At 70.6% G+C, this 22,274-nt stretch carries 21 protein-coding genes, 1 tRNA gene and 1 pseudogene; 11 read left to right on the top strand and 12 right to left on the bottom strand.

The features are described 5' to 3' along the window. Positions 1-60 precede the first annotated feature (60 nt). The 3 genes from F0344_RS18105 to pdhA are packed head-to-tail and all read right to left on the bottom strand — an operon-like array spanning position 61 to position 3,700. A complete protein-coding gene (locus F0344_RS18105) occupies positions 61-1,512 on the bottom strand; it encodes a dihydrolipoamide acetyltransferase family protein (protein WP_185299773.1) in 1,452 nt (483 codons plus the stop codon). Continuing rightward, positions 1,512-2,543 carry an alpha-ketoacid dehydrogenase subunit beta gene (locus F0344_RS18100; RefSeq protein WP_185299772.1) on the bottom strand — a complete coding sequence of 344 codons (1,032 nt, stop codon included), beginning with the start codon at positions 2,541-2,543 and terminating at the stop codon, positions 1,512-1,514. Before F0344_RS18100 ends, F0344_RS18105 begins: the two co-directional genes overlap by 1 nt. After that, complete coding sequence (gene pdhA / locus F0344_RS18095; RefSeq protein ID WP_185299771.1) at positions 2,540-3,700, bottom strand: pyruvate dehydrogenase (acetyl-transferring) E1 component subunit alpha; 1,161 nt, start codon at positions 3,698-3,700, stop codon at positions 2,540-2,542. Before pdhA ends, F0344_RS18100 begins: the two co-directional genes overlap by 4 nt. Before the next feature lie 210 nt (positions 3,701-3,910). On the opposite strand from pdhA, the gene F0344_RS18090 reads away from it, so the two are divergent. Then, positions 3,911-4,450 carry an Lrp/AsnC family transcriptional regulator gene (locus F0344_RS18090; protein ID WP_185299770.1) on the top strand — a complete coding sequence of 180 codons (540 nt, stop codon included), beginning with the start codon at positions 3,911-3,913 and terminating at the stop codon, positions 4,448-4,450. On the opposite strand, the gene F0344_RS18085 is transcribed toward F0344_RS18090, so the two are convergent. Then, the gene (locus F0344_RS18085; protein WP_185299769.1) at positions 4,440-5,033 is read right to left on the bottom strand and encodes a TetR/AcrR family transcriptional regulator; all 594 of its coding nucleotides are present in this window, start codon (positions 5,031-5,033) and stop codon (positions 4,440-4,442) included. The two genes, F0344_RS18090 and F0344_RS18085, sit on opposite strands and share 11 nt — an antisense overlap. Positions 5,034-5,156: 123 nt before the next feature. Here F0344_RS18085 and paaN point away from each other — a divergent pair, with 123 nt between their 5' ends. Beyond that, the gene (gene paaN / locus F0344_RS18080; RefSeq protein WP_185299768.1) at positions 5,157-6,857 is read left to right on the top strand and encodes a phenylacetic acid degradation protein PaaN; all 1,701 of its coding nucleotides are present in this window, start codon (positions 5,157-5,159) and stop codon (positions 6,855-6,857) included. An 85-nt stretch (positions 6,858-6,942) separates the two neighbouring features. Here paaN and F0344_RS18075 read toward each other — a convergent pair whose 3' ends face one another. The 3 genes from F0344_RS18075 to F0344_RS18065 are packed head-to-tail and all read right to left on the bottom strand — an operon-like array spanning position 6,943 to position 9,901. After that, complete coding sequence (locus F0344_RS18075) at positions 6,943-7,656, bottom strand: TrmH family RNA methyltransferase (protein WP_185299767.1); 714 nt, start codon at positions 7,654-7,656, stop codon at positions 6,943-6,945. After that, entirely contained in the window at positions 7,653-8,933 is a 1,281-nt protein-coding gene (locus F0344_RS18070; protein WP_374940156.1) for an HTTM domain-containing protein, read from the bottom strand. Before F0344_RS18070 ends, F0344_RS18075 begins: the two co-directional genes overlap by 4 nt. A gap of 14 nt (positions 8,934-8,947) precedes the next feature. After that, positions 8,948-9,901: a DUF5819 family protein gene (locus F0344_RS18065; RefSeq protein ID WP_258049989.1), complete on the bottom strand. Its 954-nt coding sequence runs from the start codon at positions 9,899-9,901 to the stop codon at positions 8,948-8,950. Positions 9,902-9,989: 88 nt separating this feature from the next. On the opposite strand from F0344_RS18065, the gene paaA reads away from it, so the two are divergent. From paaA to F0344_RS18035, 6 genes are all read left to right on the top strand, one after another. Further along, on the top strand, positions 9,990-11,036 hold the full coding sequence (gene paaA / locus F0344_RS18060) for a 1,2-phenylacetyl-CoA epoxidase subunit PaaA (RefSeq protein WP_185299766.1): 1,047 nt from the start codon (positions 9,990-9,992) through the stop codon (positions 11,034-11,036). After that, positions 11,033-11,323 carry a 1,2-phenylacetyl-CoA epoxidase subunit PaaB gene (gene paaB, locus F0344_RS18055; protein WP_185299765.1) on the top strand — a complete coding sequence of 97 codons (291 nt, stop codon included), beginning with the start codon at positions 11,033-11,035 and terminating at the stop codon, positions 11,321-11,323. Before paaA ends, paaB begins: the two co-directional genes overlap by 4 nt. Then, complete coding sequence (gene paaC, locus F0344_RS18050; RefSeq protein ID WP_185299764.1) at positions 11,320-12,021, top strand: 1,2-phenylacetyl-CoA epoxidase subunit PaaC; 702 nt, start codon at positions 11,320-11,322, stop codon at positions 12,019-12,021. The genes paaB and paaC overlap by 4 nt, the downstream gene beginning before the upstream one ends. Continuing rightward, positions 12,015-12,512, top strand: a complete 498-nt coding sequence (gene paaD, locus F0344_RS18045; RefSeq protein ID WP_185299763.1) for a 1,2-phenylacetyl-CoA epoxidase subunit PaaD — start codon at positions 12,015-12,017, stop codon at positions 12,510-12,512. The genes paaC and paaD overlap by 7 nt, the downstream gene beginning before the upstream one ends. Beyond that, positions 12,513-13,565, top strand: a complete 1,053-nt coding sequence (locus F0344_RS18040) for a 2Fe-2S iron-sulfur cluster-binding protein (RefSeq protein WP_185299762.1) — start codon at positions 12,513-12,515, stop codon at positions 13,563-13,565. It abuts the gene before it with no gap. A gap of 149 nt (positions 13,566-13,714) precedes the next feature. Continuing rightward, positions 13,715-14,923, top strand: coding sequence for an acyl-CoA dehydrogenase family protein (locus F0344_RS18035; protein ID WP_185299761.1), 1,209 nt, complete (start codon positions 13,715-13,717; stop codon positions 14,921-14,923). 25 nt (positions 14,924-14,948) lie between these two features. Here F0344_RS18035 and F0344_RS18030 read toward each other — a convergent pair whose 3' ends face one another. The 5 genes and pseudogenes from F0344_RS18030 to F0344_RS18010 all read right to left on the bottom strand — a co-directional run bounded on the left by F0344_RS18030 (position 14,949) and on the right by F0344_RS18010 (position 18,891). After that, entirely contained in the window at positions 14,949-15,293 is a 345-nt protein-coding gene (locus F0344_RS18030) for a rhodanese-like domain-containing protein (RefSeq protein WP_185299760.1), read from the bottom strand. Positions 15,294-15,340: 47 nt separating this feature from the next. Beyond that, positions 15,341-16,288, bottom strand: a complete 948-nt coding sequence (locus F0344_RS18025; protein WP_185299759.1) for a J domain-containing protein — start codon at positions 16,286-16,288, stop codon at positions 15,341-15,343. A gap of 58 nt (positions 16,289-16,346) precedes the next feature. Continuing rightward, positions 16,347-17,804: a DUF2252 domain-containing protein gene (locus tag F0344_RS18020; RefSeq protein WP_185299758.1), complete on the bottom strand. Its 1,458-nt coding sequence runs from the start codon at positions 17,802-17,804 to the stop codon at positions 16,347-16,349. A 241-nt stretch (positions 17,805-18,045) separates the two neighbouring features. Further along, a pseudogene (locus F0344_RS36550) lies at positions 18,046-18,713 on the bottom strand (hypothetical protein); the annotation flags it as partial. 95 nt (positions 18,714-18,808) lie between these two features. Then, a tRNA-Leu gene (locus F0344_RS18010) sits at positions 18,809-18,891 on the bottom strand. A gap of 315 nt (positions 18,892-19,206) precedes the next feature. Here F0344_RS18010 and F0344_RS18005 point away from each other — a divergent pair. The 3 genes from F0344_RS18005 (at position 19,207) to F0344_RS17995 (ending at position 22,261) form a co-directional block, all read left to right on the top strand. Beyond that, entirely contained in the window at positions 19,207-20,091 is an 885-nt protein-coding gene (locus F0344_RS18005; RefSeq protein WP_185299757.1) for an FhaA domain-containing protein, read from the top strand. Between the two features lie 10 nt (positions 20,092-20,101). After that, positions 20,102-20,623, top strand: a complete 522-nt coding sequence (locus tag F0344_RS18000) for an FHA domain-containing protein FhaB/FipA (RefSeq protein WP_185299756.1) — start codon at positions 20,102-20,104, stop codon at positions 20,621-20,623. Between the two features lie 129 nt (positions 20,624-20,752). Beyond that, on the top strand, positions 20,753-22,261 hold the full coding sequence (locus F0344_RS17995; protein WP_185299755.1) for a Stp1/IreP family PP2C-type Ser/Thr phosphatase: 1,509 nt from the start codon (positions 20,753-20,755) through the stop codon (positions 22,259-22,261). Positions 22,262-22,274: the final 13 nt, after the last annotated feature.

Raw genomic sequence — 22,274 nt, 5'->3', positions numbered from 1 at the left:
GATCCCCCAGGGACCTGACGTACCCGCCGGCCCGGTCCCGCGCGGCCCACACCACCGCCGCTACAGGGTGCGCAGCAGCACCGCCGGCTGTTCCACGCAGTCCGCAACGTACCGGAGGAACCCGCCCGCCGTGCCTCCGTCACAGACCCGGTGGTCGAAGGTGAGCGAGAGCTGCACGACCTGGCGTACGGCCAGTTCGCCCCCGTGCACCCACGGCTTGGGCATGATCCGGCCGACGCCCAGCATCGCCGCTTCCGGATGGTTGATGATCGGTGTCGAACCGTCGACCCCGAACACTCCGTAGTTGTTCAGCGTGAACGTGCCACCGGTCAGCTCGGCCGGCGTCAGCTTCCCCGTACGGGCCGATTCGGTCAGCCGAGCGATCTCGGCGCCGATCGAGTCCACGTTCCGGTACTGCGCGTCCCGGACGACCGGCACGACCAGTCCGCGTTCCGTCTGGGCGGCGAAGCCCAGGTGGATGTCGCGGAGCCGCACGATCTCCCGCGCGGCCGGGTCCACCGTCGAGTTGAGCTCGGGGAACTTGGCCAGGGCCGCCGTGCAGATACGGGCCAGCAGCGCGAGCACGGACACCTTGGGGCCCGCGGACGGACCGCCGGCACCGTTCATCGCCGCGCGGGCCGCCATCAGTTCCGTGGCGTCGGCGTCGACCCAGCACGTCGCGTCCGGGATCTCGTGCCGGCTGCGCGACAACTTGTCGGCCACCGCGCCGCGTACCCCGCGCAACGGAACCCGCTCTTCGGCGGCACCGAGCCCGGACCGTGGCGCCGAGCCGGCACCGGGCGCCGCAGCGACCACCGGAGCCGCCACGGGTGCGCCCGTCCCAGCGGCATCCGCGGCCGTCCGCTCCGTCGCCGCGCGGATCGCGGCCTCGACGTCGGCGCGCAGAATCAGCCCGTCACGCCCCGACCCCGCCACCCGCCGCAGATCGATGTCGTGCTGCCGGGCAAGCTTGCGTACGAGGGGCGAGACAACGGCCACCGGCCCTCGCACCTCTTGTCCGGCGACGGCGGGAGAGGCGGCACCCGCGGCGGCGGGAGCCCGCTCGGGCGCCACGGGCCGCGCCGAGACCGACTCCGGACGGACCCGGCGGCGACGTGCCGCCGGCGCCCCCGTGCCGTAACCCACCAGCACGTTGCCCGACGACTCGGCCCCGTCCGAACCGGAACCGGAACCGGAATGAGAGCCGGAACCGTTCGCCCCTGCCCCGGTCCCCGATCCCGTGGCGGAGCCCGCCCCGGACTCCGGGGAACCGACCGCCACCGTGAGCAGCGGTGCTCCGACCGGAAGTTCCGTTCCCTCCTCGCCGAACCGCGCCGTCACCACGCCCCCGTAGGGACACGGCACCTCCACCATCGCCTTGGCCGTCTCGACCTCGACGACGGGCTGGTCGATGGCGACGACATCGCCGACCTCCACCAGCCAGCGCACGATCTCCGCCTCGGTCAGCCCCTCACCGAGGTCCGGCAGCTTGAATTCCAGCACCTGAGCCATCAGCTGTCCGCCTCCCACTGCAGACGGGCCACCGCGTCGAGCACCCGGTCCACTCCCGGCAAATGGTGCCGCTCCAGCATCGGCGCCGGATACGGGATGTCGAATCCGGCGACCCTCAGCACCGGCGCCTCCAGATGGTGGAAGCACCGCTCGGTGACCCGCGCGGCGATCTCCCCGCCGGGGCCGCCGAATCCGGAGGACTCATGGACGACCACGGCCCGCCCCGTACGCCGAACGGACGCGGCGACGGTCTCGTCGTCGAACGGCACCAACGAGCGCAGGTCCACGACTTCGAGGTCCCAGCCCTCGGCCACCGCGGCCTCCGCCGCCTCCAGGCAGACCGGCAGGGACGGCCCGTACGTGATGAGCGTCGCGCTGCGTCCGGAACGCCGTACGACCGCCCGTCCGATCGGCTCGACCGGCGCCGGGGCCTCCGGCGACCAGGCCGCCTTCGACCAGTACAGCCGCTTCGGCTCCAGGAAGATCACCGGGTCGTCGGAGGCGATCGACGCCCTCAGCAACCCGTAGGCGTCATCGACCGTGGCCGGTGTGACGACGTGCAGACCTGGCGTGGCCATGTAGTACGCCTCGGAGGAGTCGCTGTGGTGCTCGACCCCGCCGATTCCGCCGCCGTACGGCACCCGCACCGTGATCGGCAGCGGCATGGCGCCCCGGGTCCGGTTGCGCATCTTGGCGACATGGCTGATCAGCTGCTCGAACGCCGGATAGGCGAAGGCGTCGAACTGCATCTCGACCACGGGCCGCAGCCCGTACATCGCCATGCCGACCGCCGCGCCCAGGATTCCCGCCTCGGCCAGCGGAGTGTCCGTACAACGGTCGTCGCCGAACTCCTTGGCCAGGCCGTCGGTGATCCGGAAGACCCCGCCGAGCGTGCCGACGTCCTCACCGAGGACATGGACCGAAGGGTCCTCGGCCATCGAGTCGCGCAGCGCACGCCCGAGGGCCTGCGCCATGGTGGCCGGCTTGGCCTTCCCCGACTGCGTGCCGGGAACCGCCGCTGCGGTCGTCATCGCCGTTCCTCCGGGTCGTCGTCGTGCTGGTCGTGCTCGGCGTCCAGCTCGACGCGCAGGCGCGCCGCCTGCTCGCGCAGCTGCTCCGTCTGCTCCGCGTACACGTGCGTGAACAGGCTCATGGGATCGAGCACCGGATCGGCGTTCATCCGCTCCCGCAGTCCGGCGGCCATCACGTCCGCCGCCTCCTTCGCCGCCACGATGCCGCCCTCGTCGAGCAGTCCGCGCCCGGTCAGCTCCCGCTCCATAAGCCGGATCGGGTCGTGAGCCCGCCATGCCTCGACCTCGCTGTCGACGCGGTACCGCGTGGCGTCGTCGGCGTTCGTGTGGGCTTCCATCCGGTAGGTGACGGCCTCGACGAGCGTCGGTCCCTCACCACGCCGGGCGCGGGACACCGCCTCACCGAGCACCTGGTGCACGGCGGCCGCGTCGTTGCCGTCGACCAGCCGGCCGGGCATCCCGTATCCGATGGCCTTGTGGGCCAGGGAGGGCGCCGCGGTCTGCTTGGCCAGCGGGACGGAGATCGCGAAGCCGTTGTTCTGTACGAAGAAGACGACCGGGGCACGCCAGACGGCCGCGAAGTTCAGCGCCTCGTGGAAGTCGCCCTCACTGGTACCGCCGTCGCCGACCATCGCGAGGGCGACCACGTCGTCGCCCTTGAGGCGCGCGGCGTGGGCCAGACCCACGGCATGCGGCAGCTGGGTGGCGAGCGGGGTGCAGAGCGGGGCGATGCGATGCTCGCGCGGGTCGTATCCGGTGTGCCGGTCGCCGCGCAGAAGGGTCAGTGCCTCGACGGGGTCGAGTCCGCGTGCGACGGCCGCGAGGGTGTCGCGGTAACTGGGGAAGAGCCAGTCCTGCTCCTCCAGCACGAGCGCGGCCGCTATCTCGCATGCCTCCTGCCCGGTGCTCGACGGGTAGACGGCGAGCCTGCCCTGCTTGGTCAGGGCCGTGGCCTGCGCGTTGTAGCGGCGACCGCGCACCAGCTCGGTGTAGAGCCGCAGCAGCAGAGCGGGGTCCGCGTCGGCCGCCGCGTCCGTGCCGAGCACGCGGTACGGCTCCGCGTCCGGGAGCAGTGGCGCCGGGTCTGTGAGCGGCTTCCAGGCCGGGGGCGGCGTGGGCCGGTAGGCAGCCGCGCCGGGCAGCTCTTGGACCGTCATGACAAGCACCTCCTGGCATCGAGGTAGATCGAGGGTGTCGAAATATGTCGAAATGTCGAGGGGTAAGGGAGGCGCGGTTGTGGTGCGCCTCACCTACCGATTGTTCGGTCGCGGCGGCAGTTTGGCTACAGGCGCCGTCAGCCTGTGGACAAACGGTTCTCCACAGCCTGGGATAGGCGCAGGTCGTCCACAACAGGGAGGTACGGGGAGATGGCGTCTGAACAAATGGCCGAGAGGGGCGAGGACCCGGGCCCTCTTCCGCCCGCCAGACCGCTCGATGCCATCGACCGCGACATCCTCCGCATCCTGCGTTCGGACGGCCGCGCCTCGATACGGTCGGTCGCCGACCGCGTCCACGTCTCGCGCGCCAACGCCTACGCCCGCATCAACCGGCTCGTGGAGGACGGCGTGATCCGTGGCTTCAGCGCACGGGTGGACCATGAGCGGGCGGGGCAGGGCGCCTCCGCGTACATCACGCTCAAGATCGTCCAGAATTCGTGGCGCACGGTGCGCGAACAGCTCCAGGCACTCCCGGGAGCCACGCACATCGCGCTGGTGAGCGGCGATTTCGACGTACTGCTCCTGGTCCACACCCCGGACAACCGGGCGCTGCGCGAACTGGTCCTGACCAGGATCCAGTCCATCCCCGAGGTGCTCTCCACCCGCACCCTGCTGGTGTTCGAGGAGACCGACCTGGGGCCGGGGCCGGACCGCCCGACGGATCTGGCCCAGGGCCTGGTCAGCGAGTGACCCGCATCCCCTCGAAGGCCAGCTGGACCACCGTGTCCGCCAGCTGCTCCGCCTCGGCGGAGCCGCCGGGGTGCGGGCGGTACCACTCGACCAGGGAGTTCACCATCCCGAAGAGCAGCCGCGTGGCCAGGCGTATGTCGACGTCGGCGCGCAGATCGCCGTCCGCCACCGCCGCCTTGAGCAGCTCCGACACCCGCTGGTCGAACTCGCGGCGGCGCTCCAGCGCCCAGCGCTCGGTCTTCGTGTTGCCCCGCACGCGCAGCAGCAGCGTGACGTAGGGCAGCTCGGTCGTCAGCACCTCGACGGTCCGGCGCGTCACGTACTCGACCCGCTCGATCGTGCGCCCGCGCATCGCGCCGGGCTCGTCGAGAATCGCGAAGAGCCCGTCGAGCGCCCGGCTGACGGCCCGCCTCAGCAGCTCTTCCTTGCCACTCACGTGGTGATAGATGGACGACTTGGAGATGCCGGCCGCCTTGGAGAGGTGTTCCATCGAGGTGCCGTCGTAGCCACGCTCGTTGAAGACACGGACGGCCACGGTGAGGAGCGTCTCAGGCGTGTACGTGTCCCGCTTGGCCGTAGTCATGCCCGCGATCCTCCCCCATGAGTTGTCCACAGGTTGCTCGGGGGCCCTTGCCCCGACCGATCGTTCGGTTACTCTAACTCCGTCCGCCCGTCCCTGCCCAGCTCGATGAGGAGTTGGTCCGTCATGGCCGCCGAGCTCTCCCCCCAGCAACTGTCCGAGACCCATCGCCCGACGCTCGACCAGGCCCTCGACGCCATGCGTACGCGCGCCTACTGGTCCCCGCACCCCGAGCACCCGAAGGCATACGGCGAGGGCGGTGCCCCCGGCAGCCTGGGCCCGGCCGAGGGCAAGGCCGCGTTCGACGCCGTGCTGAACACCCGGCTCGACCTCGGCCAGCCCGGCACCGACGGCTGGACGGGCGGCGAGACCTCTCCGTACGGGCCGGCCCTCGGCGTCGAGTACCCCCACGCCGATCTGGACGTCCTGCTGCCGGCCATGAGCGCGGGCATGGGCGCCTGGCGCGAGGCCGGACCGGAGACCAGGGCCCTGGTCTGCCTGGAGATCCTCTCCCGGATCAGCGCACGCACCCATGAGCTGGCCCTCGCCGTGATGCACACCAGCGGGCAGGCGTTCATGATGGCGTTCCAGGCGGGCGGCCCGCACGCCCAGGACCGCGGCATGGAGGCGGTGGCGTACGCGTACGCGGAGCAGGTCCGCACTCCGCGGACCGCCGACTGGTCCAAGCCCCAGGGCAAGCGCGACCCGCTCCAGCTGAGCAAGTCGTTCACCGCGGTGGGTCGCGGTATCTCGCTGCTGATCGGCTGCAACACCTTCCCCACCTGGAACAGCTACCCGGGCATCTTCGCCTCCCTCGCCACCGGAAACCCGGTCCTGGTAAAGCCGCACCCGCGCGCGGTGCTTCCGCTGGCGCTCACGGTCCAGCTGGCACGCGAGGTCCTCACCGAGGCAGGTTTCGACCCGAACCTGATCGCCTTGGCGGCCGAGCGGCCGGGCGAGGGCATCGCCAAGACCCTGGCACTGCGTCCCGAGATCAAGATCATCGACTACACGGGGTCGACCGCCTTCGGTGACTGGCTGGAAGCCAACGCCCGCCAGGCGCAGGTCTACACGGAGAAGGCGGGAGTCAACACGATCGTCATCGACTCCACCGACGACTACCGCGGCATGCTGGCCAACCTGGCCTTCTCGCTCTCGCTCTACAGCGGCCAGATGTGCACCACCCCGCAGAATCTGCTGATCCCCCGCGACGGCATCACCACGGACGCGGGCGACAAGTCCTACGAGGACGTGGTCACCGACATCGCCGCCGCCGTCACCGGCCTGCTCGGCGACGATGCCCGGGCCGGCGCCCTGCTGGGCGCCCTGGTCAACCCGGACGTGAAGGCCCGGGTGGACGGCGCCGCGGAGCTCGGCGAGGTGGCCCTGGCATCGCGCACGGTGGCCAACCCCGACTTCCCGGACGCGGTGGTCCGTACGCCGGTCATCGTCAAGCTCGACGGCACCAAGGCGGACGACGGCGCGGCCTATCTGTCGGAGTGCTTCGGCCCGGTCTCGTTCGCGGTCTCGGTCGTCTCGACGGCGGACGCGCTGGCCCTGCTGCGACGCACGATCCGCGAAAAGGGAGCGATGACGGTCGGCGCGTACACCACGTCTCCGGAGGTCGAGCGCGAGGTGGAGACGGTCTGCTTCGAGGAGTCGGCCCAGCTCTCGCTGAACCTGACCGGCGGGGTGTACGTCAACCAGACCGCTGCCTTCTCGGACTTCCACGGCTCGGGTGGAAACCCGGCGGCTAACGCGGCACTGTGCGACGGCGCGTTCGTCGCGAACCGCTTCCGGGTCATCGAGGTCCGCCGCCAGGCCTGAAACCGGGTGGGTGGGGAAGCCTGCGGCTCGCCGGCTTCCCCACCCACCGGCACCCCGGCACCCGGCACCGGCACCCACGGCCCGCTCAGCCCCCCGAACCGCCCGGCTCCGGAACGTCCGCGTACCGCTGCACCCACGCGTGCATGGCAATCGCGGCCGCCGCCCCCGCGTTGATCGACCGAGTCGATCCGAACTGCGCGATCGAGCACACCATCGACGCGTGCTGACGCGCCTCCTCCGTGAGCCCCGGGCCCTCCTGCCCGAAGAGCAGGACGCAGCGCCGCGGCAGCTCGGTCCGCTCCAGGGGCACCGCACCGGGAAGGTTGTCGATGCCGATGATGGGCAGCCCCTCGGCCGCCGCCCAAGCGGTCAGATCAGCCGTGTCGGGGTGATGCCGCACATGCTGGTAACGATCGGTGACCATCGCCCCCCGACGGTTCCACCGCCGCCGGCCCACGATGTGGATCTCCTTCGCGAGGAAGGCGTTCGCGGTACGCACCACCGAGCCGATATTGAAGTCGTGGCCCCAGTTCTCCACCGCCACATGGAAGTCGTGCCGCCGCAGATCCAGATCGGCGACGATCGCCTCCCGCGTCCAGTACCGGTACGCGTCGCCGACGTTGCGCCGGTCTCCGTGGGCGAGCAGCTCGGGGTCGTACCGCTCCCCCTCGGGCCACGGCAGCGGGTGGGGCCCGACGCCGACCTCCGGCCCGTATCCCTCGTCGTACTGGACCGGTTCCGCCGCCGGATCGGGTGCCCCGTTCGAAGGGGGCTCTGTAGTGCCGTTCTCGCTGCTCACCCGACGAGCGTATGACCCGCGCCGCCACGCTGCCGCGAGACCTCCCCCTCGCCCTCCTCCGCCCGCTCGCGGTCGGACGCCGGGCCGTGTCCTCCACGGCGACGGGAGAAGAGCCTCTCCCGCGTGAGCGTGACCCGGCCCCCCAGCCACACCAGGAAGACCGTCGGCAGGAACACCGCGTCGGCGGCGATCATCGCCATGGAGAAGAAGGGCAGTCCGAGCAGCACGGCGATCCCGGCGTGCTCGCCGATCATGGCGACCAGCAGCACGTTCTTGACGCGCCGGTTGAACAGCGTGAACGGGAAGGCGACCTGCACGAGGACCGTGCCGTACGTCAGCACCATCACCACCAGGCCGCTGGACGCGAGGATGCCCGAGAGCCCGGGCCACGGCGTGAAGTAGTCCAGCTTGAGCGGATAGTAGAGCGCCGTACCGTCCTGCCAGCGCGTTCCCTGGATCTTGTACCAGCCGGCCGTCGCGTAGATCAGGCAGACCTCGGCCATGATCACGACGAGTGTGGCGTTGTGGGCGAGGTTGGCCAGGACGTCGAGCAGTGAGCGCGGCTCCCCGTCCGGGGCGAAGCGGTTCGCGGCCCACCAGGCACCGTTGCCCACCCAGAACACCCACAGCAGGACCGGCAGCCAGTACGTGTCGCCGAGACCGCCCATGAGCGTGGCCACAAGGAGGACGGGGCCGAGCACGGCCCAGAGGACCGGGCCCGCCACGTCCCGGACCGGAGCCAGGCCGTCCGCCGCCCTGGCCGCATTGCGCGCCGCACGCCGCGCGTCCAGCGACCACACCTGTGCGCAGCGGGTCAGCACGAGGTAGATCGCCATCAGGTGGATGACGTTGTCGCCGCCGTCGCCCATGAAGATGCTGCGGTTCTGCAGGGACAGCACACCGGCCATGAAGAGGACGGACATGGTCCGGCTGCGCCAGCCGACCATCAGGAGCGCGGCCGACACCAGCGCGAGCGCGTACACGCTCTCGAACCACACCGTGCCGTCCGACCACATCAGCACCGTGAAGGCGCCGTTGTTCCCTATGAGCTGTTCCGCCATGCCCCACTGCCACGGGCCGTCGGGCCCGTACATCTCGTGGCGGTGCGGGAACTCGCGCAGCAGGAACAGCAGGTACGTGGCGGAGAAGCCGATCCGGATGACGGCGCTCTGGTACGGCCCCAGGGCTGCCGAAGTGACACGCTGGATGCCGCGGGCGAGCTTGCCGACGGGCGTGGGGCCCGGGAACCGGCCGGAGTCCAGGCCGCCGTCCCGCACCTCGGTGGGAGTGCTCACTTGTCCGTCTCCTCGCCCTGCGACGCCCGCGCCGCCGCGTCGTCCCCTGGTAGATCGGCGGGGTCCACGGTCCACCAGGGGAGTACCCGGTAGGTGGGCCTGGTGTTGGTCTTTTCCTCGCTCCACGCCGGTGCCGGGACGGACCGTACGGCGGAGCGGACCTGAATGCGCTCGACCGTGCCGCCGTAGTCGTGCGCGTCGAGGCGCAGCATCACGATGCGGCGGACGTAGCGCTCGGAGAGGTCTCCGCGCAGACCGTTGGAACGGTTCTCGCTGTCGTGCGAGTTCAGGAAGAAGTCCCAGCCGCGACGGAGTTCGTTCTGATCGACATGGCTCGGGAGGAGGTTGCCGCGTATCGCCTCGCCGTCCTCACCGGACAGGCTCATCCAGGGAGTGATGCGGCGGCCGTCGTCGCCTGCCACCTCGGCACGCACGTGTACGGCGATGTTCTGCTGGAGCGGGTTGGGAGCGAAGAGTTTCCAGTTCTGCTCGAACTCCGGGTAGACCCAGTCGTCTATCGCCTCGCTGTGCTGCTTCGTCAGGGTGTTGGACGGCGCGACGTGCAGAAACACCATGGCCAGGTGTACGGCCCCCAGCACCCCGAGCACGGCCAGTGCCAGAGCGGCGACGACCTGGTACGGGAGCGAGAGCCCGGCTATCCCGCTCCGGCGGGCTGCGGCCGCCGGAGGGACGACATCCCCTCCACCGTTCGTATCCGCGGCCGGCGAGAGATGTGGCGACCCGTTCGGCCCTGGGTCCAGCCCGGCATCGCGCCCTGCGTCCTGCCGGGGAATCCGGCCCGTACCGGCGTCCGTACCCCCGTCGGCAGGTTCGCCGACAGGCCCGTCGGCCCGGTGGCCCACCGCTTCCGGCCACGCGGCCTTCCGCTCGCTCTCGGCGCCCCCGCCGTGGTCCGCATCCATCCCGCCCCGATCGCCGTCGATCACCACTCAGTTATCCACAGGGTTGACACCCTACGGGCCGCCGACTCACCATTGAAGTCATTGAACCGAACGATCGGTCGGTAGGGAGCCCGGGATGGCGGCAGTGACTGCGGACCAGCAGAAGCACAGCGCGGCAGGCGCGGCGGAGACGGAGCGGGACGCGGCACAGGAAGCGGCCCGTACCGCGGCGTTCGACGCAGCGGTGGCAGCGGACGACCGAATCGAGCCGCGCGACTGGATGCCGGAGGCGTACCGGGCCTCGCTGGTCCGCCAGATGGCCCAGCACGCCCACTCGGAAATCATCGGTATGCAGCCCGAGGCCAACTGGATCACGCGCGCGCCCTCGCTGCGCCGCAAGGCGATCCTGATGGCCAAGGTCCAGGACGAGGCGGGACACGGGCTGTATTTGTACAGCGCAGCCGAGACCCTGGGCACGAGCCGCGAGGAGCTGCTCGACAAGCTCCACGCCGGACGCCAGAGGTATTCGTCGATCTTCAACTATCCGACGCTGACCTGGGCGGACGTCGGCGCGATCGGCTGGCTGGTGGACGGAGCCGCGATCACCAACCAGGTGCCGCTCTGCCGCTGCTCCTACGGCCCGTACGCCCGCGCGATGGTCCGGATCTGCAAGGAGGAGTCCTTCCACCAGCGACAGGGTTATGAGCTGCTGCTCGCCCTCAGCCGCGGGACCCCGGCCCAGCACGAGATGGCGCAGGACGCGGTGAACCGCTGGTGGTGGCCGTCCCTGATGATGTTCGGCCCGCCGGATGATGCTTCCTCGCACTCAGAGCAGTCGATGGCCTGGAAGATCAAGCGGCACTCCAACGACGAGCTGCGCCGGCGCTTCGTGGACATCTGCGTCCCCCAGGCCGAGGCACTCGGGCTCGCACTCCCCGACCCGGACATCCGGTGGAACGAGGAGCTGGGCCGGCACGACTTCGGAGCGATCGACTGGACGGAGTTCCAGGAGGTCCTCAAGGGCAACGGGCCCTGCAACGAGCAGCGCCTCACCCAGCGCCGCACAGCGCACGAAGAGGGCGCCTGGGTCCGCGACGCGGCGGCGGCATACGCCACGAAGCACACCGCAGGACGGCCCGGACCCACCGGAACGGCCACACAGCCCGGGGAGGCAACGGCATGAGCAGTTCCACCGACTGGCCGCTGTGGGAGGTGTTCGTGCGCTCACGGCGCGGACTGTCCCACACCCACGCGGGCAGCCTGCACGCCCCGGACGCCGAAATGGCCCTGCGCAACGCACGCGACCTGTACACCCGCCGCTCCGAGGGTGTCTCCCTCTGGGTGGTGCCGTCGACGGCGATCACGGCCTCCTCGCCGGACGAGAAGGACTCCTTCTTCGAACCGTCCGGCGACAAGCCCTACCGGCACCCCACGTTCTACGAGATCCCGGAAGGGGTGAAGCACCTGTGACCGCGGCCCTCGCCCTCGGCGACGACGCACTGGTGCTCTCCCACCGGCTGGGCGAGTGGGCGGGCCACGCCCCCGTGCTGGAAGAGGAAGTGGCGCTCGCCAACATCGCCCTGGACCTGCTGGGCCAGGCCCGCGTGCTGCTCTCACTCGTCGGCGACGAGGACGAGCTGGCCTATCTCCGCGAGGAGCGGGCCTTCCGCAACGTGCAGCTGGTCGAGCAGCCGAACGGCGACTTCGCCCACACCATCGCCCGGCAGCTCTACTTCTCCGTCTACCAGCACCTGCTGTACGAGCGGCTGGCAGCCGGGGACGGCGAGTTCGCCGACCTCTCGGCGAAGGCGGTCAAGGAGGTCGCCTACCACCGCGACCACGCCGAGCAGTGGACCCTGCGCCTCGGTGACGGGACGGCGGAGAGCCACGAGCGCATGCGGAGCGGCCTCGACGCCCTGTGGCGCTTCACCGGCGAGCTCTTCCAGCCCGTCGAAGGCATCGACATCGACTGGCAGGCACTCGGGGCCGACTGGCTCGCCGCCGTGACGGACGTGGTGGAGCGTGCCACGCTCACCGTCCCGGCAGGACCGCAGTCCGGCGGCTGGCAGGCCGGCGCCGGCCGCCAGGGACTGCACACCGAGCCGTTCGGCAGGATGATCGCCGAGATGCAGCACCTGCACCGCAGCCACCCGGGGGCGTCATGGTGACGGAGACCCTGCTGGAAGCGGAGCTGCACCGGCTCGCGGGCGCCGTTCCCGACCCGGAACTTCCCGTACTGACCCTCCAGGAGCTCGGCGTGCTCCGCGGTGTCCACATGGAAGGTCCGGACAGTGTCACGGTGCGGCTCACCCCGACGTACACGGGCTGCCCGGCGATCGAGGCCATGTCCGCCGACATCGAGCGGGTCCTGCACGACCACGGCATGAAGGACGTCTCGGTGGTCACCGTCCTCGCCCCCGCCTGGTCGACGGACGACATCAGCGACGAGGGGCGGCGCAAGCTCTCGGAGTTCGGTATCGCACCCCCGCGCCCCCAGGGCGGCACGGGCGGACCGGTGCCCCTGACCCTCGCGGTGCGCTGCCCGCACTGCGGGTCGACCGACACCGAGCTGCTGAGCCGTTTCTCCTCCACGGCGTGCAAGGCGCTGCGCCGTTGCGTGGCCTGCCGCGAGCCGTTCGACCACTTCAAGGAGTTGTAGATGTTCCATCCGCTCCGGGTCAGCGCGATCGAACGGATCACGGACGATGCGGTGGCCGTCACCTTCGCCGTGCCGGACGACCTGCGCGAGACCTTCCGCCACATCCCTGGCCAGCACCTCAACGTGCGCTACGCCCTGGACGGCCAGGAGATCCGCCGGTCGTACTCGATCTGCACACCCGCCGTCGAGGCACCGGCCTCCCCGGTGCTGCGTGTGGGCATCCGCATGGTCGACGGCGGGGCGTTCTCCACGTACGCCCTCAAGGAACTGGCCGTCGGTGACCAGGTGGAGGCGATGCCTCCGATGGGCCGCTTCGTGCTCCGGCCGCGGCCGGGATTCTTCGCCGCGATCGTCGGCGGCAGCGGCATCACGCCTGTGCTGTCGATCGCATCGACGCTGCTGGCCCGCGAACCGGCAGCCAGGTTCTGTCTGATCCGCAGCGACCGGACAGCGGCCTCGACGATGTTCCTCGACGAGGTGGCCGACCTCAAGGACCGCTACCCGGACCGGTTCCAGCTGGTCACCGCCCTCTCGCGGGAGGAGCAGGCGGCCGGTCTCCCGTCGGGCCGCCTGGACCGGGAGCGGCTGACCGGCCTGCTGCCGGCTCTGCTGTCCGTCGCGGACGTCGACGGCTGGTTCCTCTGTGGGCCGCTCGGCCTGGTGCAGGGTGCGGACAAGGCGCTGCGGGAGCTGGGTGCCGACCGTTCCCGTATCCACCAGGAGATCTTCCACGTCGATGACGGCCCGGCCCCCGCCGCCCGCATCGACGCCCCCGCGGACAGCACCCTCACCGCGACTCTTCACGGCCGCTCGGGGAGCTGGCCGGTGCAGGGCGCGGAATCTCTTCTGGAGACGGTGCTGCGCAGCCGGGCGGACGCCCCGTACGCGTGCAAGGGCGGCGTGTGCGGCACGTGCCGCGCGTTCCTCGTGTCGGGTGAGGTGCGGATGGACCGTAACTTCGCGCTGGAGCCTGAGGAGACCGAGGCCGGCTTCGTCCTCGCCTGCCAGTCGCACCCGGTCACCCCGGAGGTGAAGCTCGACTTCGACCGCTGACTGCGCCGAGCGTGAGCACCGGCCCCGTTCGCCCTGTTCCCTTCTCCTGGAACCTGTTCTATCTTGACGGCCCGTCAGGTCGGGGCCCGTCAGGTCCGGTCGCGGGCCCGGCGGTTCAGGGACACTACGGTTCGCGGGAGGCCGGGACAGTGGACTTCACCTTCACCGAGGAACAGCGGGCGGTGGTCGAAGCGGCGACGTCGGTCTTCGCCGGGGTCGCGCCCGACGGTGTTCCCAGCCCGGCCCTGACCCTGGGGGCGGTGGCCGAGGACATGGACCGGCCACTCTGGTCCGGGCTCGCGCGCACGGACCTGCTGAGCCTCACGCTGGCCCCGGAACACGGCGGCGCGGGGCTCGACCTGATCGCCCTCTGTCTCGTGCTGCGCGAGTCGGCGAAGGTGCTGGCCCGGATACCCCTGCTGGAAGGCTGCGCGGTCGCCATGGTCGTACAGCGGTACGGCGACGCGGCTCTGGCGGCGGAGCTGCTGCCGAAGTTCGGCCGGGGCGAGCTGGTCCTCACGGTCGGAGCCAACGGCCGCACCGGCCACGACCCGGCCGAGCTTTCCGTAACGGCCCGCCGGGCCCCGCTGCGCGGAACAGCGACCAGGACAGGAACGGGAACAGAGACCGGTACTCCCGCAACGGCCACAACAGCCGAGGCAGCCGGATGGGTGCTCGACGGGGTGCAGTCGGCGGTGCCGTGGGCCCAGTGCGCGGACCGGATCGCGGTACCCGCCCACACGGCGGACGGACGAGCCGTCCTCGCCCTGGTCCGCCGTACGCACGAAGGCGTCCGTCTGGCCGAGCAGGTGTCCACGAGCGGCGAGCGTTTCGCCGAGGTCGGGCTCGACGCCGTCCACGTCGACGACCATGAGCTGATCGAAGCCGAGGGCGCCTGGGAGTGGCTGCGCAACGTCCTCACGACCGGAACGTGCGCGCTCGCACTCGGTCTGGGCGAGAGCGTGCTCGCCATGACGAGCGCGTACACGGGCGAGCGGGAGCAGTTCGGCTTTCCCGTCGCCACGTTCCAGGCCGTCGCCGTGCAGACCGCCGACCGGTACATCGATCTGCGCGCCATGGAAGTGACCCTCTGGCAGGCCGCCTGGCGGCTCTCCACCGGAGCCGACGGGGCCCTGCCCGCCGCCGGGGACATCGCCGTGGCGAAGATCTGGGCCTCGGAAGGCGTACGCCGCGTCGTGCAGACGGCTCAGCATCTGCACGGCGGCATCGGCGCCGACACCGATTACCCCCTGCACCGCTTCCACGCCTGGGCGAAGCAGATCGAGCTCTCGCTGGGACCTGCGGCAGCCCATGAGGAGGCGCTGGGCGACCTGCTGGCCGCCCACGCCCTCGGCTGACCTCGCCGTAGGTCCGGCTGAACTCTCAGAGGACGAAGGCCGGGACCGTGCCGTCCGCGACCATCGGCCGCCCGGCACCGTCCCAGGCCTGCATCCCGCCGTCGATGTTCACCGCGTCGATGCCCTGCTGGACCAGGTACTGCGTCACCTGGGCCGACCGGCCACCGACCCGGCACATCACATGGACACGCCGTCCGTCCTCCGCCGCTTCGGTCAGCTCACCGAAGCGGCCCACGAAGTCGCTCATGGGGATGTGCAGCGCGCCCTCGACATGCCCGGCCGCCCACTCGTCGTTCTCCCGGACGTCCAGCACGAAGCCGTCCGACGGCACCGCCGCGACATCCACCGAGGGCAACGGGGCGAAATTCATGGGTCATGCCTTCTCTCGTACGTACGCGGCAGGGGATACCCGGAACGCTACTGCACCAGGTCCGCCAGCTCGGCCTCACGCTGTGACACCTCGGCGAGCAGCTTCTCGCCGATGTCCTCCAGCAAGCGGTCCGGGTCATCCGGCGCCATGCGCAGCATGGACCCGATGGCGCTCTGCTCCAGCTCCTTGGCCAGCACCGCCAGCAGTTCCTTGCGCCGGCTGAGCCACTCCAGCCGTGCGTACAGCTCTTCGCTCTCGCTGAACCGGGCCTCCGGTGCGACCGGTCCCGCCTCCCATTCCTGGACCAGTTCCCTCAGCAGTGCCTCGTCGCCACGCCCGTAGGCGGCGTTCACCCGGGTGATGAACTCATCGCGGCGCTCCCGCTCGCTCTCGTCCGGCGCCAGGTCCGGGTGCGCCTTGCGTGCCAGCTCGCGGTAGAGCTTGCGGGCCTCCTCGCTGGGCCTGACCCGCTTGGGCGGCCTGACGGGCTGCTCGGTGAGCATCGCGGCGGCCTCGGGGGACAGGCCGTCGGAGTCCATCCAGTCGTGGAACAGCTCCTCGACCCCGGGCATCGGCATGACGATCGCCCGCGCCTCCTGGGCCTTGCGCACATCCTCCGGATCTCCGGTCCTGGACGCATGGGCTTCCGCGATCAGCGCGTCCAGCTCGTCGAGCCGGGCGTACATCGGGCCGAGCTTCTGGTGGTGCAGCCGGGAGAAGTTCTCGACCTCGACCCGGAAGGTCTCCACCGCGATCTCGAACTCGATCAGCGCCTGCTCGGCCACCCGCACGGCCTTGGCCAGCCGCTCCTGCGGACGCGGCGCCGCACCCTCCGCCGAGGCCGCAGCGCCTCCGGCAGAGGCCGCACCGTCCCCACCATCGGGCCGGCCGCCCCGCGGCTCGCCCTGGGCAGCGGACTGCGCGTCCTGCCGGTCGTTGTCCTGCCGGTCATCGTCGTTCCGGGTGGTTGGCACCCCGGCGGCTTCGTGGGTCACCCGTCCAGCGTATGGCCAGGACCGGCACACCGAGGACGCCAGGCCTCCGGGATCTCGGTCAGACGCCGGGCTCGGCGGCTATGCGGCCCGCCGCGACCGCCCGCACCAACTCGGCGTGATCCGCTTCCGTCCGGTCGGCATACGTCACGGCGAAGGAGGCCATCGCCTCGTCCAGCTCGGTGTTCTTGCCGCAGTAGGCCGCCAGCAGACGAGGATCGGCACTGTGCGCGTGGGCACGGGCGAGCAGCGCACCGGTCATCCGCCCGTAGTCGTCGACCTGATCGGCCGCGAGCGCCGCCGGGTCCACACTGCCCTTGCGGTTCCTGAACTGACGCACCTGGAACGGCCGCCCGTCGACGTCGGCCCATCCGAGCAGGATGTCGCTGACGACCTGCATCCGCTTCTGCCCGAGCACCACCCGGCGGCCTTCGTGCGCGACCTCGGCCACGTCGAAACCGGCCCGCGGAAGATGAGGGGCCAGCACGGAGGGCCTGGCCTCCTTCACCTGAAGGACCAGCGGCTGCCCCCGGTGGTCCAGCAGCAGCACCACGTAGGACCGCGTACCGACGCTTCCCGTGCCGACCACCCGGAACGCCACGTCGTGGATCGCGTAGCGGGCGAGCAGCGGCACCCGGTCCTCGGAGACCGTGTTCAGATAACCGCCGAGCCCGGCGGCGACCGCCGCCGCCTCCTCGTCCGGTACCCGGCGCAGCACCGGCGGCGCGTCGATGAAGCAGCGTCCGCCGTCCTCCGATTCCTCCGTGGACCTGGCCGCGAAACGGGCGCTCGTGTTGTTGCGCGCCTTCTCCGAGACCCGCTCCAGAGTGCCCACGAGGTCCCGCGCGTCCGTGTGCGAGACGAGTTCCTCGTCCGCGATGGCGTTCCACGCGTCGAGCGCCGACAGTCCGGCCAGCAGTCGCATGGTCCGCCGGTACGCGCCCACGGTGTCGTACGCGCCCTTGCGGCAGGTGTCCTCGTCGGCACCGGCCTCGCGCCCCGCGAGCACCAACGAGGTGGCGAGCCGCTTGAGGTCCCACTCCCACGGGCCGAAGACCGTCTCGTCGAAGTCGTTGAGATCGATGACGAGATTGCCGCGCGCGTCGCCGTACAGCCCGAAGTTGGCGGCATGCGCGTCCCCGCAGATCTGCGCGCCCACCCCGGTGACCGGCGTACCCGTGAGGTCGTGGGCCATCAGCCCAGCCGAGCCGCGCATGAAGGCGAACGGTGTGGCCACCATCCGCCCCACCCTCATCGGAGTGAGTCCGGGCACCCGGCCCCGGTTCGACTCCTCGACCGCTTGTACGGCGTCGGGGCGGCCGGGGGGCAGGGCAAGGGAGCTGTGCGCGGACCGAGGCACCCGGCCTCTCAGCGCCTTGCCCGCCGCCTTCGGCGAACCGTTGGCCCCCGCCGCCGACGAGCCCGGTGCCGAGCGCCGCGCGAACCCGGGTACGACCGGAATCCGCACGCCACCCGCCCCGGTCCGCTGCCCCGGTGCAGTCGTATCGATCTCACCCATGGAACGCCGCCTCCCCCGCCTGCCGGCCGTCCGCCGTCACTTCCCGATGAAGGTACCGCCGTTCGCGAACAATCGTCCGGTCCTGTGGACAAGTAGTCGATCTCCCTGTGGACAACGGCGCCGAGGGCCACGAGGGCCCCTGCGACCGCCGAATCGGAGGCCGCTTGTCGCACCGCTCGCCGCGTGCCGACGGTCCGACGGTCCGACGGTCCGACGGTCCGACGGTCCGACGGTCAGACGGTCAGACGCCGACGATCTCCTCCATCTCCTCCTCGGCCCGGGCCCGGGAACCAGGCGCCTCCGCAGCCGCCACGACCCCACGCCGCCGCGCCTCGGCCCACCCGGCCACACCCACCAGGACCAGCACCCAGCCCCGCCACGAACCACATCGCGAGCACCAGCAGGTGACGCCCAGCGCGTGGCCACCGAAGTACACATGGCTGCGAACGCCCTCGACGAAGCCCGCGCCGTTCCGGAACGAGTGGAGGGCCCCGAAGGAACCGGGCTGCACTGCAACTCGGGCCGGAAGATTCCGCCGGAGCTGGTGAAGTTGAGCATGACGAACAGCACCATCAGGCCGAGCGTCGTCCAGCGCCTGAGGAAGGTGTGCAGTCCCACACCGATCAGCAGGATGCCCGCCGAGTAGAGCCAGGCCATCGCCCAGAGCCCGCCCAGCCCGTGGTCCACGAGGCCGAACACCGGCCCGGCGAGCGCCATGCCGGCCACGCTCACCACGAGCGAGGCACCGACCGCCGGCCCGGCTCTGATCCACAGCGCCGGCCCGGCCTTGATCCACAGCGCCGGCACCGCTCCCGCGCCACCGATCACCGCGACCGACGCGTACGAGCCGATGCTCAGCACGACCAGCAGGAAGAAGATGCCCTGCCCCGTCGCGTCACCGTCCGCCGACCCCACGCAGCACAACGCGGAAACGGCCGCCATCGTGACTCCGATGACGACCGTTTCTGCGTTACTGCCAAGCACCAGCCATCGGTGCTCCATTGTGCGCGAGGGGGGATTTGAACCCCCACGTCCCTAAGGACACTGGCACCTGAAGCCAGCGCGTCTGCCGTTCCGCCACTCGCGCATGAGTGTTGTTTTGAGACTCTCTCACCGTTCGGTGTGAGCGCCTGGCGACAACCGGAAGATTAGCACGATGGACTGGGTGGATTCACATCCGTTGTTTTGGCGAACACATGAGGGGAAGCGGGAACGCGGAACCCCCGTACCCACTCCTCCTGACCGCACCCCACGTGCGGGACACTATGAGGAGGTCACCTCTACGATCCGTGTGAGGGGTGACACTCATCCACTGGGCAGAGAAGGGGAACCAGCCGATTTCCCGACGCGTGGATACGATCAGTAAGCAGTACAGGGATGACGACACCGGAGGAGGTGCCCCATGGGAGTCATGAAGCGTTTCGAGCAGCGTCTCGAAGGTCTGGTCAATGGCACCTTCGCCAAGGTCTTCAAGTCCGAGGTACAGCCGGTCGAGATCGCCGGCGCCCTCCAGCGCGAGTGCGACAACAACGCCACGATCTGGAACCGCGAGCGGACCGTCGTACCCAACGACTTCATCGTCGAGCTGAGCACACCCGACTTCGAGCGGCTCAGCCCGTACTCCGGACAACTCGGCGACGAGCTGTCCGGCCTCGTACGGGACTACGCCAAGCAGCAGCGTTACACCTTCATGGGCCCGATCAAGGTCCATCTCGAGAAGGCCGACGACCTCGACACCGGGCTCTACCGTGTCCGCAGCCGGACGCTCGCGTCGAGTTCGTCACAGGGGAGCCAGTCCGAGCCGCCGGCCGGTCCTCCCCCGCACGCACAGCCGAACCGTCCGGCCCCCGGGCGGCCCGCCGCCCCCCAGGCGCCCGGAGGTTACGGCTACCCCCCGACCGCCGCTCCGCCCATGCCCGCGGCCCCGCCGCCGGGCGCAGGACGCTCAGGCGGCCCCTCGACCGACCGGCGCCCTCCGACCACGCCCGGCGCCCTGCCGGACGCACAGGTACGGCGCTGGATCGAGATCAATGGCACCCGCCATCAGATCTCCCGCCCGACGTTGGTGATGGGACGAAGCACCGACGCCGACGTGCGGATCGACGATCCCGGCGTATCGCGCCGGCACTGTGAGATCCGGACCGGAACGCCCTCGACGATCCAGGATCTCGGGTCTACCAACGGCATCGTGGTAGACGGGCAGCACACCACCCGCGCTACGCTCCGCGACGGCTCGCGGATCGTCGTGGGTAGTACAACCATCGTTTACCGGCAAGCCGAAGGGTGAAGCGGGGGCAATGTCAGAGCTGACCCTGACGGTCATGCGGCTAGGTTTCCTAGCCGTTCTGTGGCTGTTCGTGATCGTGGCCGTCCAGGTCATCAGAAGCGACCTGTTCGGAACGCGCGTCACGCAGCGCGGCTCACGCCGCACTGCCGCCGACACGCGCCCGCAACAGGCGCGCCAACCATCCGCCGCCGCGGCTCCACCGCAGCAGCGCCAGCAGCCCGGGCGCCAGCGCCGCGGGGCACCCACCAAACTGGTCGTCTCCGAAGGCACCCTCACGGGTACTACGGTGGCGCTCCAGGGCCAGACCATCACCTTGGGCCGGGCGCACGACTCAACGATCGTGCTGGACGACGACTACGCGTCCAGCAGGCATGCCAGGATCTACCCGGACCGTGACGGCCAGTGGATCGTCGAGGATCTCGGGTCCACCAATGGCACGTATCTCGAACGGACCCGACTCACCACCCCGACGCCTGTTCCGCTGGGCGCGCCGATCCGCATCGGCAAGACCGTCATCGAGCTGCGGAAGTAGTACGACAATGAGCGAGCGGAGCGAGCGAGCCGCGGCGGTCCTTACGACGGACCCGGCCCGGCTCCCGACCGGAGGGTGGGCAGTGTGGCTCGAGACCGGCTGTACCCCGAACCGACGGGCGAGGTGCGCATGAGCTTGTCCCTGCGCTTCGCCGCCGGATCGCACAAGGGCATGATCCGGGAAGGCAACGAGGACTCCGGCTACGCCGGCCCTCGCCTTCTCGCCATCGCCGACGGCATGGGCGGCCAGGCGGCCGGAGAGGTCGCCAGCTCAGAGGTGATCTCCACGCTCGTCCAGCTCGACGACGATGTGCCGGGCTCCGACATCCTGACCTCGCTCGGCACGGCGGTCCAGCAGGCCAACGACCAGCTGCGTCTGATGGTCGAGGAGGACCCCCAGCTGGAGGGCATGGGCACCACGCTCACCGCCCTTCTCTGGACGGGTCAGCGCCTCGGCCTCGTCCACGTCGGCGACTCCCGCGCCTATCTTCTGCGCGACGGTGTGCTGACGCAGATCACCCAGGACCACACCTGGGTGCAGCGTCTCGTCGACGAGGGCCGGATCACCGAGGAAGAGGCCACGACCCACCCGCAGCGCTCCCTGCTGATGCGGGCGCTCGGCAGCGGTGACCACGTCGAACCCGACCTCTCCATCCGTGAGGTCCGGGCCGGTGACCGCTATCTGATCTGTTCGGACGGGCTTTCCGGCGTCGTGTCCCACCAGACGATGGAAGAGACCCTGGCCAGCTACCAGGGCCCCCAGGAGACCATCCAGGACCTCATCCAGCTGGCCCTGCGCGGCGGCGGCCCCGACAACATCACCTGCATCGTGGCCGACGTCCTGGACGTCGACAGCAACGACACCCTGGCCGGTCAGCTCAACGACACCCCGGTCATCGTCGGAGCGGTCGCCGAGAACCAGGCCGCCCAGCACAACGACGGCGGGGCCATGCAGACCCCGGCCGGACGCGCGGCCGGACTCGGCCGCCCCGTCCCGCCGCCCGCCGGCGGCTTCGGCCCGCCCGGCAGCGGAGACGACAACGGTTACGCCGGAGCGCCGGACGGCGCCTTCGGCTCGTACACCGACGACGACTTCACCAAACCGCGCGGCGGCCGCAAGTGGCTGAAGCGGTCCTTCTACGTCATCCTCGCGCTCGCTGTCATCGGCGGCGGTCTGTACGGCGGCTACCGCTGGACCCAGACGCAGTACTACGTGGGTGCGAAGGACGAGAACGTCGCGCTGTACCGCGGCATCAGCCAGGACCTCGCCTGGATCTCGCTCTCGAAGGTCGAGAAGAACCACCCCGAGATCGAACTCAAGTACCTCCCGCCCTACCAGCGCAAGCAGGTCGAGGCGACCATCGCCGAGGGCAGCCTCGGCGACGCCCGCAAGAAGGTCGGCGAACTCGCCGCACAGGCATCCGCCTGCAAGAAGGACGCCCAGCGCCGCGCAGCCGAGGCCGAGGCCGACGCCCGCACCGGCGAGGGCCAGGCCGGGGGCACCGCCGGTGCTCCCGCAGACAAGACTTCCGCCGCGTCCTCCGCAACGGGGACCAAGCCGACCGCAGCGACTCCCACTCCCGGCCCCAGCCTCTCGGAGGAAGAGAAAAAGCTGGTCCCGCAGTGCGGTAAGCAGTAAGCCGTAGGGGGCC

The sequence above is a fragment of the Streptomyces finlayi genome, assembly GCF_014216315.1.
GTDB lineage: Bacteria > Actinomycetota > Actinomycetes > Streptomycetales > Streptomycetaceae > Streptomyces > Streptomyces finlayi_A.
This window is presented reverse-complemented; position numbering and strand designations above follow the sequence as displayed.